This is a genomic window from Pseudarthrobacter sp. P1, from assembly GCF_050156935.1.
Classification (GTDB): Bacteria; Actinomycetota; Actinomycetes; order Actinomycetales; family Micrococcaceae; genus Specibacter.
The window spans coordinates 93948-110785 of record NZ_CP189585.1 but is presented as its reverse complement, the minus strand read 5'-3'; the positions used below and the strand labels follow the sequence as shown (position 1 = coordinate 110785).

Genomic DNA, 16838 nt, shown 5'->3' with positions numbered 1-16838 from the left:
ACTGCACAGCGAACCATGGTCGGTGCGCAAGGTTGCCCCGGCGGGGCCGCGACGCGGTGCCTTTTTGAGCGCCCGGCAGGGGTCTGTTGCCGACGCTCCGGTATCAGCCCTGCCACGGATGGTCTACCAATCCTGGTGTTCGCGGGTCAGCCCGAAGGGGACAGCATCGCTGAGGTCGACCGTGAAGGAATCGTTGTCGTGTTGGGTGACCAGGATCCCCTGACGCCCTTCGTGCATCGCCTGTGTCATGGCGGCGGCCACGGCAGCGTCGAGCTGGTGTTCCATGCTGGCACGGTCGGTTGCGGTGACGGCGATGGGGAGGTCAACAGTGATTTTCATGTGGGTGTGACTTTCTAGTGTGTCGCATGTTTGATGTGCTCCCAAGAGCTTCCGCCGACCGGGAGTGGTTATGCCTCAACCTGAGTTGACGAAGATCCATTGTCGGCGTTTCACCTTACGGTTCAGGAGCGCAGGCCGGCTCGGGCGTAACACCTCCGTTGTCGCACCGCAGGTCCGAGCCTCGTTATACGTCAAGGGAGATAAAAACGGAGAGTGTGGGTGCCCGCGGTCAAACGGGTTCGTTAACGAAGGCGGCGTCTAGCAAGGCGGTATTGGTTACCTGGCCACTTCTGCGTCGGATCTAAGCCGTTTCCCTTGAGTTTGCTCCGTTTTATGGTGGAACTGATTCCCTGGGAGGGGCTGCGACGCATTTGCCAATGGCGTGGAAGACGCACGAGTGGCTGCTTCCCGCGGTCCGGCTTGCTCGAACTCGTTCGGGACCTTCGAATCATGTATTTGCAGTTCGCCAGCCTCGGCTTTGCTACGGATAAGCGTCCTGCGTTTCATGCCGTCACTTCCTTGAAGTGACAGGTGGTGTAGGAAAAGACTAAGTCTGCGTGTGAAGGGTGAACCTGCTCAATGAGTACCCATACCGTCTGGGACCCCTGTTGCGTTGGCATAAGTTCCCCTTGATGGACATAGCGCGATTCCTGAGATCCCAACCGTGGCTGCCACCAACCACTGGTAGGCGCATGGTGGCCGGTCATGGCCTCGTAGTGCGATGTCGGCGAGTAGCTTCGTAAGACTTTCATGGATACCTTCTCTCTAGCCGGACTGACACCGCTAGCTATTGCAACGACCCTCGATGCGGACCTTGAGCTGCAAAACTCATAGTCATCACTGGGTGTCAGCAAGCCGGCCTCACTTCTTTTTGGATAGCTCGCTGGATCCCGGTCAACTGCGAAGGTCAACTGGAATGACTATAGGCTCCCAAGTTTCATGCCTGCCAATACTTTTATTTGCACTTATTCATGCCGAAGCGGCATGACGCAGGGGGCGTGGAACCCGAAGAACCCCCGGCATGAGTGAGCAGCCCGGCAGCTGGGAGGCGGCTGCGCCGCTTGATATGGCTCAGCTAAGAGATTTGCTCTGATGCTGCCGATGAGCTTAGCCGGGCGCTGACCATTGGTGGCGCGGCAGATGTAGTGGATGGTCCGTTCTCGGTGTGTTAATAGGACCAGGGGTGGCCGATGCCGAAGTTGAAGTATCTCCGGACACCAGCCAAGGAGTTAGGTCAACACGGCCGAGCGGCGGGGCGGAGGTCAGGATGGATGCCGGGATTCTCTGACCTGCAAGGAGTCAGAATGCCCCAACCCCGCCCGGTCCCACACGCTATGCCCCACACTGGAGTCGCTGTGGCTCCGGCGCCCCAAAAAGCTGCTGGAACGCCCGGGGGGTCGCGCGGCAGGGGTGCGCCAGGTCCTCAGTGACTTGAGCCTGCCCTACGTTTCCAACGGGGTGATCGGCCTCATGTTCGCCGGCTCCGGCCCAATAGCAGTCACCCTGGCCGCCGGGGAGGCGGGGGGACCGCCGTGGTCTACGGCATCCTAGCCTTGGTCTGCGCCCTCCTGGCTCCCACGCTCACCCGGCTTATGCTCGCCACGCCGAAGGAATTCATCCTGGCCCTGGGCGGCATCGCGATGCTGCGGGCTCTCCAGCAGGCCTTTGTGACCGCCTTCGCCACAGCCTTCACCCTGGGGTCCCTGGAGACATTCGTCGTGACCCTCTCCGGCATGAGCCTTCAACATCCACCCGGCGTTCTGGGGCCTCGTCATCGGTTACATTGTGTTCCGGCTGCTCGAGCGCGCGGACCATGCACGCCTGTAGGAGGCCCGCTGGCCGGGTTCATCTTTCACAACGCAAGGTAAATCTCCCCCAAGACCACGACAAGCGGCCCGTCGTGACGCAGGTTCGCTGCGCACGACGGTCCATTCTTGCTTCACCGTACTTAGTTGAGGGTGAAGCCTGGTGATCCGGGTACGGAGCTGAGGAGCTTCGCCGTGTAGTTGTGTTGGGGGTTGCGGTAGACGGTGTCGATGGGGCCTTGTTCGACGATGCGGCCCTGGTACATGACGATGACGTAGTCGCAGACCTGCTGGACGACGGCGAGGTTGTGCGAGATGAACAGCATGGCGGAGTCCACGGTTCCGCGCATGCCCTGGAGGAGCTTGATGATGTCGGCCTGGACCGAGACGTCCAGGGCGGAGGTGATTTCGTCCGCGATGATGAGTTTGGGTTCGAGCATGAGGGCCCGGGCGATCGCGATGCGCTGGCGTTGTCCGCCGGAGAACTCATGCGGGTACTTATCGGCCGCTGAGGGGTCCAGTTTGACCCGTTCCAGTGCTGCTGCGATGACCTGGCGGTGCTGGATGGGGTTGGCGCCGTTGGGGTCCAGGGCCTCGGCGAGGGTCTGGCCGGTGGTGCGGCGGGGGCTGAGCGAGGAGTAGGGGTCCTGCGGGATGTACTGGACTTCGCGGCGCATCTGCTGGCGGCGTTTGCCGCGCAGGCGGGTGAAGTCCTCCCCTCCGATGAGGACCTCGCCGCTGACGGGCTTGTTGATCCCGACGAGGGTTTTGCCGAGGGTGGATTTGCCGGAGCCGGATTCCCCGACGAGTCCGACCACAGTCCCGGCAGGGACGGCCATGGTGACGTCTTTGAGTACGTGGGCGGCGCCGAAGCGGACATTGAGGCCGGTGACCGAAACGGCCTGCAGGGCGGCGGGACCGGCAGCAGCATCCGTGCGACCGGCGGCAGTGCCGGCGGTGTGCGCTGCACGGCGGCCCGGGGCCGCCGGCTGGGGGTCCCGGGCTGCCGGAGGCGTCTGTGCGTTGGTTTTCATAGGGTTGGAGCTCCTGCGGTAGAGGGTGCTTGGCCGAGTTCCAGGGTGGGGATCGCGGCCAGCAGCGACTTGGTGTAGGGGTGGCGGACGTCGCGGGCTCCAAGCTGGGCGGAGGTGAGCCGTTCGACGATCTCCCCGGATTTCATCACGAGTATGGTGTCGCAAAGGGCCTGAACGACGCCCAGGTCATGCGATATGAACAGCATGGCGGTGCCCTGTTCGCGGTGGATTCGCCGGAACTGCCGCAGGACCTCGGCCTGGACGGTGACGTCCAGGGCTGTGGTTGGCTCGTCGGCGATGATCAGTTTGGGCGAGGTGACAATCGACGCGGCGATCATGGCCCGCTGGCGCATCCCGCCGGACAGTTCGTGCGGGTGCTGGCGCAGCCGGTGGGTCGGTTCGGTGATGTTCACACTCGCCAGTGCCTCGGTGATTACCCTTCGTGCCTGGGCCCGGCCCATGCCCAGGTGGGTCCGGAGTACCTCGGTCAGCTGGGAGCCCATTCGCAGGGACGGGTTGAAGGTGGTGCCCGGGTCCTGGTAAATGATGCTGATTTCCTTGGCCAGGTGTGAAGGATCGGGCGCGGCGAGCATGTTCATGTTGTCCACCCGCAACACGTCTGCTTCGACGGAGAGGTCCTCCGAGGGCAGGCCTGCGATGGCCATGGCCGTGAGGGATTTACCGGATCCTGATTCACCGACCAGGGCCACGACCTCGCCCGGGTTGATCGCGAAGGACAGGCCTTTGACGAGCTGGTTCCGGCCCGGGATGCTGATGCGCAGGTTCTCGACCCGCACGAGGGCGCTGTCAGTCTCCGGGATGGTGAGGGTGCGGTCCCGGGCCAGAACCCGGCGGAAGAAGCTCCGCTTGGCCCTCGGGTCGGCGTGGGCTGCCAGGGCGTCACCGATAAGCATGACCGAGAGCCCGGTCAGGACAATCATGACCGACGGACCGGCGGCCTCGATCGGTTGGGTGTAGAGCGCGCCGAGGCTGTCGTTTAGGAGCCGGCCGAAGTCGTAGTCCGGGGACTGGACGCCCAGTCCGATGAAGGACAATGCAGAGATCTCTACCAGGGACAAGGCAAAGACTGTCGCGGAGAGGATCAGCAGCGGTTCTGCCATGTTCGGCAGCATGTGCCGGGCCGCGATCCGTACCGGGCTGACGCCCAGCAGGCGGGCGGTGACCACAAAATCGCTGTTGGACACCGACGACGCCAGGTTGGCTGTGATCCGGGCGAAGCCGGGGATCCCGGCGATTCCGATCGCGATGACAGCAGAAGACACCCCCGGTTTCAGGACGGCCGCGATGACCAGGGCAAAGATCAGGGACGGATATGCGACGGCAGTTTCCAGGACGCGCAGGGCAGCCTCCCGGACTCGCCGGCCCGAGAGCCAGATGGCCAGGCCGATGAGGACGCCGGAGATCACCGAAATGGCGGCGGCGCCGGCGGTCATGAGCAGGGTAAGCCTCGTGGCCACCAGCGCCCGGGCCAGGAGGTCACGGCCGAAGTCATCGGTGCCCAACCAATGCCCAGCATTGGGTCCGATCGCGGCGCTGGGGGTCAGCTGTTCGGCCGCCTGTCGCATCGTCAGCGGGGCGATGATGGCAACGAGGACCAAGGCCATGAGCAGACCGACGCCGGTGATCATGGCCGGAGTCCAGACCTCCTTACTCCTAAACCTAGACATCACTTGAGGTTCCTCCGAGGTTGCGCGGGTCGATGATGGCCAGGATCAGGTCCACCAGGATGATGATGAGAGTCGCGAGAAGACCCAGGACCAGGATGATGCCCCGGATCACCGGGTAGTCGCGCTGCAGGATGGCGTTCACGATTCCCTGGCCCAGTCCCGGCCAGGCGAAAACGGTTTCGATGACCACGGCACCGCCCAGTTGCGCGGCCAGGATCAGCCCGGAGAGCGTCAACGTGGTGGTGACCAGGTTTGGAAGGACATAGCGGGCGTTGGTCCGCAGCACGCTCAGGCGCCAGCCGCGGGCCGTGCGGATATAGTCCTTGTCCAGGACCACCGCCGTTTCGCGCCGCACGATCCGCGAAATCACGCAGACCGGGCCCAGCATCAAGGCAGCGGTAGGCAGCACCAACGAACTCAGGGTGGCTGCGCCGGCAGCTGGCAGCCAGCGCAGCGTTACGGCAAAGACCACCACCAGCAAGGTGGCCACCACATACTGCGGGATGGAGTAGATCAGGCTGGTCAGAAAGTTGAACGCGTTGTCCAGCCACTTGTTCCGCCCGCCCCGGGTTAGGATTGCCACCGTCATGCCCAGGGGCACAGACAGCAGCAACACCAGGGCAATGGCCAGCATGGCGATCTCCGCGGTGAACGGGAACCGCGTGAAGATCAGGGTGGAGACGTTCTCCCCCGAGACAAATGAGCTGCCCATTTCGAGCCGGAGGATGCCGGAGACATAGTTCAGGAATTGAGAGGTGAGCGGCAGGTCCAGTCCGAGTTCGGACCGGACGTTAGCAATTTGTGCCGGACTGGCGCCGTCACCGGCAGCAATCACTGCAGGATCCCCCGGGATCAGCGGCACAATCAGGAACGTCACGATCACAAGGACCACAAAAGAAAGAACCAGCCCGGAGAGGCGACGCACCAGGAACCCGACCCACGGGTGGTGGAGAAAGCGGCCCCCCGCACCCCCGGCACCAACGCCGGGAGTGCGGGAAGCCTCAACAGCAATCGAAGAAGTCATATCGGTTCGTTACTTCGTGATCCGCATGGTGCTTTCGTCCGGCTGGCCATTCATGGTGTGCATGGCGAAGCCGGAGTGGATGGTGACCTGGGAGGGAAGGCTGGCCAGCGGGATCACGTGGGCTTCACTGATCATGACTTTCTGGGCTTCCTGGTAGGTGCCGCAACGCTCGGTTGCGTCGGTCTGGGTCATGGCCTTGGCTACCAGGTCAAGGACGGGCTGGTTCTCCAGGCCGCCCCAGTTCAGGCCGCCCTTTTCCACCGGCGTGCCGATGACCGTGGAGAGTGCCCCGAACATTGTGCCGCCGGCGTTGATACCGCCCATAACGGTGATGTCCCAGCTGTCCAGCTTCTGGGTCAGGTCCGTGCTCCAGGTGGCAAGGTCTACGTTGCGCAGCGCTATGTCCGCACCGGCGGCCCGCAGGGCTTCGGCCACGTAGGTGTTGGCGGCACCGTTGGGGCCGAAGACCTGTGCACCAACCATCTGGATCTTGATGCCGGCGAGGACCTTCTGGGCAGCCGCAGGGTCCGTCGCGATGAGCAAGGAGGTGTCCTTGTTCGAACACGGTACGCCCGGGTGGGCGAAGGAGGAGTAGATCTCGCCCAGACCGCCGGACGCGGCCTGGTTGAACGCGGTCGCGTTCAACGCCTGGGCAACGGCCTTGCGCAGCGCCGGATCGGCGAAGGGGTGGCCGGGACGCTCATTGAACATGATGTACAGGCTGCCTTGCGGGATGGTCGTGGTGCTGAAGTCTTTGTTGCCGTCGAACCGGGTGCTGTCCTTCCCGCGGATGTTGGCGATATCCTTCGTCCCGGTCAGGAGCTCGTTGGAGACGGCACTGGCGTTGGCATTAACGCTGGCTTCGATCGTGCGGGCCGGGGTGCCCTCGATCTTGGTCTCGTAGGCGGGCCAGGTCTTGTAGCCATCCCGCAGCGTGAAGGTGTAGCCGACGCCGTGCTGCTTCTTCGTCAGCGTGTAGGGGCCTGAGAACGCGCCGGCAACGTCGCCAGCGGTCAGGGCCTTGGGGTCTTTGAGGCCGGCCGGGCAGACAATGCCGGTGGCGTGCAGGCTCATGCCCTGCAGCAGGTCGGTCCACGGCTGGGCGAGTTTGACGGTGACGGTGCTGGCGGCGTCGTCGGCGGTGACGGTAGCGGGGCCAGCACCCAAAACGAGGGGGCGGAAGCTGGACTTGCTGTCCGGGGAGGCGAACACCTTGAGGGATTCCGCCACCACGCCGGCGGTGATGGGGGTGCCGTCGGAGCAGGTGGCGCCGCTGCGGATGGTGAACGTGCCCTCGGTGGGGGTGATGTCCCACTTGGTGGCAAGATCGGAGACGATCTTGTTGTTTTCATCCCGGCGCACAAGCGTGGAGAACAGGAGGCGGTTTGCCATGTAGTCATCCGCGTTGCGGACCTCGACCGGCGCGAATGTGGTGGGGTCGGCGTTAAATACGGTGCGGATGGTGTCGGTGGATGCTTTGCCTGCAGCGGCGGCGGAGTCGCCGCTGCCGCCGCCGGTGGTGCAGCCCGTGGTGGCGACGGCAACGGCCGCGGCTGCAGCGGCCAGAGGGAGGAGCCGGTGCCGGAGGCGCGCCGATGCGACTGCCGGAGCCTGGTGCTTCTGAATCACGAGTGGTCCTTTGCTTGAATCGATGCGAGGACAGGGGCATGTGGGATAGCTCACGCGAACACCTGTCGATCGAGTATGTGACGTAGGTTCTAGTACGTCTAAGACTCCTTTTGTAGTGTGTTCATGCCGTAGCGGCATGAAGGGGACACATCCCGTCCGGAGTAGGCGGAGAGAGTCGCCGATCGCGGTATGGCCGGTTTGGGCGGCTTCTTTGTTACGTGGTTTGTGTCGAAGATCCCCGCGTCGGCGTGACATTCCCGGCTTCAAGCCCCACACGTTAAATGATTCAGGGCCTCTCCACCCGGAATCTGTTGAAACTCGCAGATACCGGTTGGAGAGGCCCTGAAACGATGACGAGGAGGGGAAAGGGCTTAAGTTCCCTGCAGCAGGGAACGGCGGGTGAAAGCGGGGGCGCCTGGGCTAGGGAAGGAGTGAGAGCGTGTAGCCGTCAGCAACGTGGAAAAGACGCCGCTCACCGGTAGCTGACGTTAGCCAGATGATGTCGCGCTCCTGCGTTACGGCGTCGACTCGTCCACTGAACTGCCGGCGGCCCGCCTCAAGGAGCTCAAGCTCCTGGCCAACCTCTAGCCTGGCCCAGGCGAAACTGCTGCTCTGGCTTTTGTTGGGTTCCATTTCTCTTTCTTTCGGTCGCGTGCTTGGGAAAGAAGGTTCCAGCCCCTTTGCCGCAGCCAGCGGTACATCCTCAGGGGCTGAGTGCCAGATGGTTGCGGGCGCAGTGCCTCCGGCCGGTGCGCGGCCGGTCCATAGGCGGGCGACAACCCGGCCTGGCTGAAGAAGCCAGCGGATAGGGTCGTTCAGCGTGCCAGCAGCCTGCTGCGGTGTTGCTGATCGGTTGCCAAGTCGATGCACGTGAAAGCCATGGAAAGGGCGCCGTCTCGGACCGCCCGGTCGCCGGCCGGTGAGGCGGCGTGGTGGGCGAAAGCCTCATTGTGGATGGGCGGGCATCCGTCGCCGAGGCTGATCATGGGATGGATGGACGGAAAAACCTGGGAGACATTGGCCATGTCGGTGGAGCCGCCGCGCTTGTCAGTCCTGCTCATGGTGCGGCCCAGGCGTGCGGCGTTGGCGGTGAACAGGTCCGTCATCGTGGCGTCGTTCCGCATGTCGGCGTAGGTGCGGCCCACCTGCTCAATGTGCAGGACAGCACCGGTGGCCACAGCCCCGGCGCGGAGGCAGCGTTCCAGGACCACTGTGACCCGCTGGAGCGACTGCACGTCGTGGGCGCGCACCATCCACTTCCCTGTTGCCTTTTCGGGGATGATGTTGGGCGCGGTGCCCGCCCCGTCGACGCTGCCGTGGATCTGCTGGCCGGGTTCCAGCTGCTGCCGGGCCAGGCCGATGGCGGTCAGCGCCACTGTCAGGGCATCCAGGGCGTTGATGCCCTCGTGCGGGCTGGCAGAGGCGTGTGCGGCACGCCCCTCATACCTGACGGCGAAGCCGGAGCAGGCGAACGGGTGCATTTCGGATTCATCCACGTTCCCGGGGTGGATCATCATCGCGGCGTGGGTGCCATCAAAATTGCCCTGTTCGAGCATGACGATTTTTCCACCGCCGTTTTCCTCTGCCGGGGTCCCCAGCAGCCGGACGGTGAGGTCCAGCTCATCGGCGAGTGGCGCCAGGGCAATAAAGGCACCCAGTGCCGAGGAGGCGATAATATTGTGACCACAGGCATGGCCTACGCCAGGTAATGCGTCGTATTCGGCGCAGATGGTCAGGACCAGGGTCCCGTTGCCCGCCTCCGCGCATACCGCTGTCGGAAGGCTCCCCAAGCCATGGGTGACCCGGGCGTTGGGCACCCCATGGAGTTCCTCTACCAGCCATGCAGAGGCCTTGACCTCTTCCCATCCGGTTTCAGGATTATCGTGCAGTCTGTGGCTGAACGCCAGAACGCGGTCCAGCTCTGCGGCCAGGGTAGCCTCTGCCTTGGCCTTGAAACCGTCCGCCGTCTCTGTGCTCATGTTGCTGGTCCCTCGGTCTTGGCAGCCTCGGCGGCTTGGGTGAAGACTTCGCCAAGGATGGCTCCGCCTTCACGGATCTGGTCGATGGTGGGTAGGCAGAAGGACAGCCGCAGCTCGTTGTGGCCTTTGCCGTTGGTGTAGAAGGCAGTGCCCGGAACGTAAACGACGCCCCGCTCAATGCACTCGTGAACCAGGGCCTCGGTGTCGATGCCCTCCGGAACGGTGACCCACAGGTAAAAGCCGCCGGTGGGACGGTTCCAGGTGGTGCCGTTGGGCATGACCTGTTCCAGGGTCTCCAGCAGGGCGAGGAATTTCTCCTGGTACAAGCCGCGGTACTCCTCCAGCTTGTCCTGCCAGGCCGGGTTATCCAGGTAGGAGCTGAGCAGCATCTGGTTGAATACCGGCGGGTTGAGCAGCGTGGTTTCGGAAGTGTTGATGAAGTGCTCGAGGAGGGAAGCGGGCGGCAGGACCCAACCTAAGCGCAGGCCGGGGGCGATCATCTTTGAGAATGAGCCGAAGTACATGGTGATGTCCGCGAAGTCCGGCTGGATGGCCGGCAGGGTCTGACCGTCGAATCCGAGCAGCCCGTACGGGTTGTCCTCGAAGATCAATAGTCCGTTGTCGCGGCAAATTTGTCCGACCCTGCCGCGGCGCTCGACTGAGAGGTTAACGCCTCCCGGGTTCTGGAAGTTCGGAATGGTGTACAGGCCCTTCGCAGTCCGGCCCGAGGCAACGACCCTGGCAATGGCCTTTTCCAGCTCCTCGGGGATCAAGCCATCAGCGTCGATGGGAACATGCACGATTTGGGCCTCATAGCCGCTGAACACGGCCATGCCACCCGCGTAGGACGGCGCCTCCGCGAAGATGACATCCCCAGGGTTAACCAAAATCCTGGCCGCAAGGTCCAAGGCCTGCTGGCTGCCGGCGGTTACCACCACCTGGTCCGGATCTGCCGTTACCCCTTCAAGCTCCATCAGCGCGCTGATGTGCTTGCGCAGCACCGGAAGGCCCTGGCCAGCGCCGTATTGAAGAGCCACCGCACCAGACTGCGACAGGATCTGCTGCGCGGAGGCGGCCAGTTGGTCGAACGGCAGGGCGCCCAGGTATGGGGCGCCGTTCGCGAATGAAATCATGCCCGGACGCTGGGCGGCACGGAAAACCTTGCGCACCTCCGAGGGACGGGCAGACCGCACCCGGTGGGCCAGGGCTGCCTCGGCGGTTACTTCCGCGGCTACAGGCATGAGAGTTCCTTTCAAACGGGGATGGGCGGCCTGTTTTAGTATGGCGCGCCTCACATATGCTGTCTAAGGCCGAAAAGGAGCTTTATCGATGCTCTTTCGGCATATTCGGGGGTGAACTGCTATTTGCCTGCTTTGACCAGTTTGCGGTTGACGAATTCCTCCATGCCGTACTTGCCCAGCTCCCTGCCCACACCTGAGCGCTTAATGCCGCCGAAGGGCAGTTCCGCGGCGGTGCCGGGGGCTTCGTTGATGTACACCATCCCGGCATCAAGCCGGGCGGCGATTTCCTGCGCTTTTGCCGGGTCGTCGGACTGGACTACCGCGCCCAGGCCGTAGGCGGAATTGTTGGCCAACGCCACCGCTTCCTCCTCGGAGGACACCTTGTAGACCACGGCCACGGGGCCGAAGAGCTCTTCGGAGAAGGCACGCATCTCGTCGGTGACCCCGGTGAGGATGGTGGGCTGGTACCAGGCGCCCGCCCGGTCGATGCGGGAGCCGCCGGTGAGGACGGTCGCGCCCTTGGCAACGGCGTCGTCTACCTGTCCGGCGATGCCGTCCACGGCGGCCACCGAGGACAGTGGACCCATGAACGTTTCAGCTTTGGTGGGATCGTCAGGGGAGATGGCGGAAATGGCGGCCGTGAACTTCTCGACGAATTCATCGTGCACTCCCTCGGTGAGGATGATGCGCTTGGCGGCGTTGCAAGCCTGGCCGGCGTTCCCGAAGCGGCCGAACATGGCCTGTGATACCGCCCGGTCCACGTTCGCGGAGTCAAGGACCAGGAATGGATCGGAGCCGCCCAGTTCCAGCACCACCTTTTTGAGGTTGCGGCCGGCGATTTCCGCGACAGCTGAACCGGCACGTTCGGAACCGGTCAGGGACACGCCGGCGACGCGGGGGTCGGCGATGATGTCGGCAACCTGGCCATTTGTGGCGAAGATGTTCACGTAGGCCCCCTCGGGAGCGCCGGCGGCGAGGAAGATTTCTTCCATCGCCAGCGCAGACTCCGGGCACTGCGGGGCGTGCTTGAGCAGGATGGTGTTGCCGTTCATCAGGTTGGGGGCCGCGAAGCGTGCCACCTGGTAGTACGGGAAGTTCCACGGCATGATGCCCAGCAGCACACCCAGGCCTTCCTTCGTGACCACGGCTGAGCCGCCACCGGCAACGTCGAGTTTCTCGTCCTGGAGAAACTTTGGGCCGTTCTCGGCGTAGTAGCGGTAGATGGAAACCACGATGTCCACCTCGATCTGTGCCTGGAAGATGGGCTTTCCCATTTCCCGGGTGACGATCGCTGCGAGTTCGTCCCGGCGTTCGGCGTAGAGGTTGGCGACGCGGTGCAGCAGCCGGACGCGGTCCTCCACGGGGCTGTGGCGCCAGGCGGAGAAGGCCTTGTCCGCGGCGGCCAGGGCGTCCTGAACCTGCGTGTCGGTGGCGGTGGTGTATTCCTGCACGAGTTTGCCCGTGGCGGGGTTGGTGACTGCGTATGTGGTCACGAAAAGTCTCCTTTGTGTGGTTGTCCCGTTACGGGAGGGCGATGCGCTGGTCGGCGATGACGTGGATGATGGCGGGGCGGCGCTGTTCCTGGACGGCTTTCAGGGCGCGTTCGACGGCCCCGGCAGCCTGGTCGTCGGAGGTGACAGTTTCGCCGTGGCCGCCGAAGGCGCGGCCGAAGGCGGCGAAGTCGGGGTTGTCCAGTTGGGTGCCGCTGATCCTGCCCGGGAAGTGGGCCTCCTGGTGGGAGCGGATGGTTCCGTACTGGCCGTTGTCCATCACGATGGCGAGCAGCGGGGCGCCGTACTGTGCCGCGGTGGCGAACTCTTGGCCGTTCATCAGGAACTCGCCGTCGCCGCACACGGCCACGGCCAGCCGCTCGGGGCTTTCCAGTGCTGCCGCTACGGCGGAGGGGATGGAGTAGCCCATGGAGCCGTTGCGGGTGCCCAGCTGCGACGGGAATTCGTTCGTGGGGATGTAGTACTGGGCCCAGGCGCAGTGATTGCCGGCACCGAAGGTGCTCACCACGTCACGGGGCAGCCGCTGGACAAGTTCTGAGACCACTACGGACATGTGGGCGGTACCTTCCCGGGTTGACGGCAGGGAGTCGTAGGCCGGAAGGGTTGACAGGTCTTGTTGTGCCTTCCGGCCGGCGGCGCGCCATTCCTGCCACTGTGCAGCCTGGCCCAGATCCAGTCCGTCCACTGCCTCCGCGAAGGCTACCGGGGATGCCACGATATGTCTGGTGACGGCACCGGAGCGGCCACGCAGAGTGGTGTCGATATTGACCAGGATGTTCACGGCGTCCGCTGACTGTCGCAGCGTGAAGCCGTCCGTGGGGACATCGGTGGGCACTGCGCCAACGGCAAGCAGCACATCGGCTTCATCGAACATCCTGGCCGCGGTCTCAGTGCGGCCATACCCCAGCCATCCGGCGTTCGCGGGAGAATCGAAGGGAACGCGGTCCGCGGCGTGCCAGTCCTGAATGACCGGAATTCCATTGTTTTCGGCGAAACGGGTCACGGCGGCCGCAGACTCCGGGGTCCAGCGCTGACCGCCGATGAAGATCAGAGGCCTTTGAGCGCGTCCCAGTGTCGACGTCAGCTGCTCCAGTTCCGCGGGGGAAACACCGCCCTCGGCGACGGCGATGGGCTGGTGCAATCGGCTGGTGAAGTCGTGGGTGATGACATCCTCGGGCAGGCCGACGACGACCGGGCCGGGCCGGCCCGATTTGGCGGCGAAAAAGGCTTCAGCCACAATTTCCGAGGCACGTTCTGCCTCGTCAATGACGAACACCCGCTTGGTTTGGGTCCCAAACCAAGCGTAGGGGTCAAATTCCTGAAAGGACTCCCGCATCCGGTCCGCAGTCGGAATCAAGCCAACGAACAGCACCATGGGGGTACCGTCCTGCCATGCACTATGAACGGCCACGTAGGCGTTGGCCGCACCGGGGCCTCGGGTCACCATTGCTACGCCGGGCTCGCCGGTGAACTTGCCGTGCGCCTCGGCCATGTAGGCGGCGCCGCCCTCCTGCCGGCAGACCACGGTGTCGATGGAGGCACCATGCAGCCCGTCAAGAACGGCCAGGTAGCTTTCGCCCGGTACCGCGAAAACGCGCTTGACGCCGTGCAGTGCCAGCGAATCGACAATCGCCTGTCCTGCGTGTTTCTTCTGCATGTGGAGCTCCTTGGAGATGGGGTGCCGTGAGAGCGACGGCGCGCGTGCCTGTGCTGGTGCGGCGGCGGATTACTAGGGGTGGTTCAGAGGCCGGGCCAGGCCTGCCGGCCGCCGACATAGGTGCCAGTGACCTTGATGTCCAGGATGCCTTCCGGGTTGACCTCATAGATGTCTTCCGAAAGGGTGACGAAGTCCGCCAGCATCCCGTGGGCCAGGGTGCCTTTGTACGTTTCCTCGTGGACGGCGTAGGCGCTGCCCACCGTGTAGGCGCGCACGGCCTGGGCGACGCTGATGCGCTCCTCCGGGCCGAATTCTGCGCCCGAGGCCGTCCGGCGGTTGACCAGATCGTGGATATTAAGGATGGGATTTGCGTCCACAACAGGCGCATCGGTGCTGGCGGGGATTTCCATCCCGGCGTCCAGAAGGCCCTTGACGCGGTAGGTGTAGCGGACGCGGTCCTGGCCCACCGCGCGGATGACGCCGTCACCCAGTTCCGAAATGAACCGGCCCTGCGGCACGCCGACCAGGCCGAGGGAGGCAGCCCGTTTGAGCTGATCATCGGTGGCGGAGCTTAGATGCTCAATCCGGTGGCGCGGGTCCTGCCGCGGATGGGCGCGCTGGGCCTCCTCCAAAATATCCATGACCACGTTCAGTGCGGCGTCACCGATCGCATGCACGGCCACCTGCCAGCCGGAACTGTGAGCGCCGGTGAGCCAGGTTCGAAGGTCATGTTCGGGGAACTGCAGCATCCCTCGGTTGCTGACGCCTGCGGCGGCATCGGCGGGGTAATCACAGCACATGAACGCGCTGCGGCCGATCATGGAGCCATCGGAAAGGACCTTCACGGGCCCGATCCTCAACCACTCATCACCCAGCCCCGAACGCAGGCCCAGGTCCAGACCGAATGGCCCGCCGGCGTCGTCCCCCAGCCGGTGCAGCGTGGTCAAATACGGCATGACCGTGGCGCGCACGCCGAGGCGTCCACTCTCTCGTGCCAGCTGGTATCCGGCAAGGTCGGACACGCTGTGCCCCACGTGCGCGGGTGCCCCAACACCAGGTTCGGTGATGCTGGTGATGCCCAGGGCCAGGGCCAGGCGGCTGCCCGCACCCACCATCGCGGCGATGTCCTCGACAGCCGGGGCCGGAATGACCTCCGTGATCAGGGCACGCGCCGTTTCCTGAAGCAAACCAATGGCCCGGTCTTCGGCGTCTTTAACAACCGCGCCGCCCTCCGGAATCGGGACGTTCCGGCGCTCCGGGAACCCTGCACGTTCGAAGGCCTCGGTGTTGGCCACGCCCATGTGGCGGGAATTATGGTGAAGCCAGACGGGATGTCCGTTGCTGATCCGGTCAAGCATTTCCGCTGTGGGGTGGACCTCGTCGAGGTAGTTCTGGTCATAGCCTGCACCGATCACCCAGGACCCGGCAGGTGCAGTGGAGCAGGCAACTTCGACCGCGGCCAGAACCGCCTCCATGGTGGGGCATGCGGCGGGACGCAGGTCCACCTGCAGCTGTGCCTCCCCTAGATAGGAAAGGTGAAGGTGGGCGTCGTTGAAACCGGGCACCACGGCGGCGCCGCCAAGGTCATGGACCTCACGGAAGAGGCTGGCCGGCAGTTCATCATCGAGGCTGACGACGCGTCCCGCGTGGACGCCGAGGCTTCGGGCGCGGGGACGGTGAATATCCTGGGTGTATATCGCACCGTTCGTGTAAAGCGCGTCAAAGAACACCTTGCCTCCTGGTCTTGATGTGGCGGACGTCTCGTTTCGTCCCTCAAGTAGACCGGAGGTGCAACCATGCTGTCTAATGCATAAAAAGTGTATTATCCATAACTAAAAAGCATGGCCTCTGTTCACTGGGCGGTAACAGGAGGCAGCGTAGCGCCTTGGCTGTCCAAAAAGTCCCGCAGGCGTTCGGCCAGGCCGCGGATAACGCCCGCCGCGAAGTGGCTGGGGAGCCAGGCCACGTGCAGGGGCAGCTGAAGCAGTCCGGCTGCCGAGGCCGCGCCCTTGTTCCCGGCGCCGTTGCCGGTTCGAATCCGCATCGGATAGGCACCATAATGCGGCAGGTCCGTGGTGACCCCTATCCCCCGGCCTGCTGCGGCCAGCGCCTGGATGGACAGCCCATCCTCACACTCATGGATGTTGGAGGGCTTAAGCCGTTGTTGGCTCAAGGCGTCATCGAGCATGTAGCGGCTCACGCTGGCATGGGAAGGGAGGATGAGGGGGCCCGCGCTGAGCTTTTCGAGGGTGACTTCAGCCCTGCCTTCCGCCGCCCAGGGGTGCGCCGCCCCGACGTACGCCTTGAGCGGGATGCTGCCGAGATCCAAGGTTTCGAGCTCCGGCCTCTGTGTGGTTGGCGAAACAATGAAGTCCGCCCCGTGCAGGAGCGCCTCGTGGATCCCGAAGTGGGGGGTCTCCCGGGCCAGCAGCAGGGGATCCTCAGCGGTCGTGGTGGAGATAAAGGGGGCAAGAAAGCCACGGATCGAGGCCGTAGTTGCCGCAACGGTCAGTGTGGACACTTCGCCGGTACGGAGCGCCGTGACAGCTTCCTCCGTGGCACGCGTCTGTTGGATCAACCGGCGCGCCAGCTCAACGAAGGCGTGTGCAGCCTGAGTCAGCACAAGGCGATTCCCGCGCGTCTCGAACAAGGGCATTTTGATTTCCCGTTCGAGCGTACGGAGCTGGCGACTGAGCGCCGGCTGCGCGATCCGCAGCTCTTCTGCAGCAGCTGTCACGGTGCCGGCATCCACCACGGCCAGAAAATATTCGAGTCGTCGATAGTTCACGCTTCTAAGCATGCCGCGACAGCATAAACAAAGGCAATGCCGCCTCGGGAGAAGCATGCCTCTATCGGGTACACAAGCGTCATCCGAGGGGGCCCTTAACGACTCCTGAACGGCTTATTACCTGCAGTCCGGTTCAACGGGCC

The 16838-nt window shown here is 64.0% G+C and carries 12 protein-coding genes; 1 reads left to right on the top strand and 11 read right to left on the bottom strand.

What is annotated here, in order from left to right; all coding sequences use genetic code 11:
- Nucleotides 1-123: 123 nt before the first annotated feature.
- Nucleotides 124-339, bottom strand: coding sequence for a hypothetical protein (locus ACQCSX_RS21375; protein ID WP_427019128.1), 216 nt, complete (start codon nt 337-339; stop codon nt 124-126).
- A 1532-nt stretch (nt 340-1871) separates the two neighbouring features.
- On the opposite strand from ACQCSX_RS21375, the gene ACQCSX_RS21370 reads away from it, so the two are divergent.
- Nucleotides 1872-2207 (top strand): benzoate/H(+) symporter BenE family transporter, encoded by a 336-nt coding sequence (locus ACQCSX_RS21370; protein ID WP_427019268.1) that lies wholly within the window; start codon nt 1872-1874, stop codon nt 2205-2207.
- Nucleotides 2208-2287: 80 nt separating this feature from the next.
- Here the strand turns inward: ACQCSX_RS21370 and ACQCSX_RS21365 are convergent, their stop codons facing one another.
- The 10 genes from ACQCSX_RS21365 to ACQCSX_RS21320 all read right to left on the bottom strand — a co-directional run bounded on the left by ACQCSX_RS21365 (nt 2288) and on the right by ACQCSX_RS21320 (nt 16695).
- Nucleotides 2288-3178 carry an ABC transporter ATP-binding protein gene (locus ACQCSX_RS21365; protein ID WP_427019267.1) on the bottom strand — a complete coding sequence of 297 codons (891 nt, stop codon included), beginning with the start codon at nt 3176-3178 and terminating at the stop codon, nt 2288-2290.
- Nucleotides 3175-4827: a dipeptide/oligopeptide/nickel ABC transporter permease/ATP-binding protein gene (locus ACQCSX_RS21360; protein WP_427019266.1), complete on the bottom strand. Its 1653-nt coding sequence runs from the start codon at nt 4825-4827 to the stop codon at nt 3175-3177. Before ACQCSX_RS21360 ends, ACQCSX_RS21365 begins: the two co-directional genes overlap by 4 nt.
- Before the next feature lie 31 nt (nt 4828-4858).
- Nucleotides 4859-5890: an ABC transporter permease gene (locus tag ACQCSX_RS21355; protein ID WP_427019265.1), complete on the bottom strand. Its 1032-nt coding sequence runs from the start codon at nt 5888-5890 to the stop codon at nt 4859-4861.
- Between the two features lie 9 nt (nt 5891-5899).
- Nucleotides 5900-7519: an ABC transporter substrate-binding protein gene (locus tag ACQCSX_RS21350; RefSeq protein WP_427019264.1), complete on the bottom strand. Its 1620-nt coding sequence runs from the start codon at nt 7517-7519 to the stop codon at nt 5900-5902.
- A gap of 815 nt (nt 7520-8334) precedes the next feature.
- Nucleotides 8335-9498, bottom strand: coding sequence for an amidohydrolase (locus ACQCSX_RS21345; RefSeq protein ID WP_427019263.1), 1164 nt, complete (start codon nt 9496-9498; stop codon nt 8335-8337).
- Nucleotides 9495-10739 (bottom strand): PLP-dependent aminotransferase family protein, encoded by a 1245-nt coding sequence (locus ACQCSX_RS21340; RefSeq protein ID WP_427019262.1) that lies wholly within the window; start codon nt 10737-10739, stop codon nt 9495-9497. Before ACQCSX_RS21340 ends, ACQCSX_RS21345 begins: the two co-directional genes overlap by 4 nt.
- A gap of 119 nt (nt 10740-10858) precedes the next feature.
- Nucleotides 10859-12232, bottom strand: coding sequence for an NAD-dependent succinate-semialdehyde dehydrogenase (locus ACQCSX_RS21335; protein WP_427019261.1), 1374 nt, complete (start codon nt 12230-12232; stop codon nt 10859-10861).
- A 28-nt stretch (nt 12233-12260) separates the two neighbouring features.
- Nucleotides 12261-13907 (bottom strand): thiamine pyrophosphate-dependent enzyme, encoded by a 1647-nt coding sequence (locus ACQCSX_RS21330; RefSeq protein ID WP_427019260.1) that lies wholly within the window; start codon nt 13905-13907, stop codon nt 12261-12263.
- A gap of 83 nt (nt 13908-13990) precedes the next feature.
- Nucleotides 13991-15637, bottom strand: a complete 1647-nt coding sequence (locus ACQCSX_RS21325) for an amidohydrolase (protein WP_427019259.1) — start codon at nt 15635-15637, stop codon at nt 13991-13993.
- Nucleotides 15638-15759: 122 nt separating this feature from the next.
- On the bottom strand, nt 15760-16695 hold the full coding sequence (locus tag ACQCSX_RS21320; RefSeq protein ID WP_427019258.1) for a LysR family transcriptional regulator: 936 nt from the start codon (nt 16693-16695) through the stop codon (nt 15760-15762).
- Nucleotides 16696-16838: the final 143 nt, after the last annotated feature.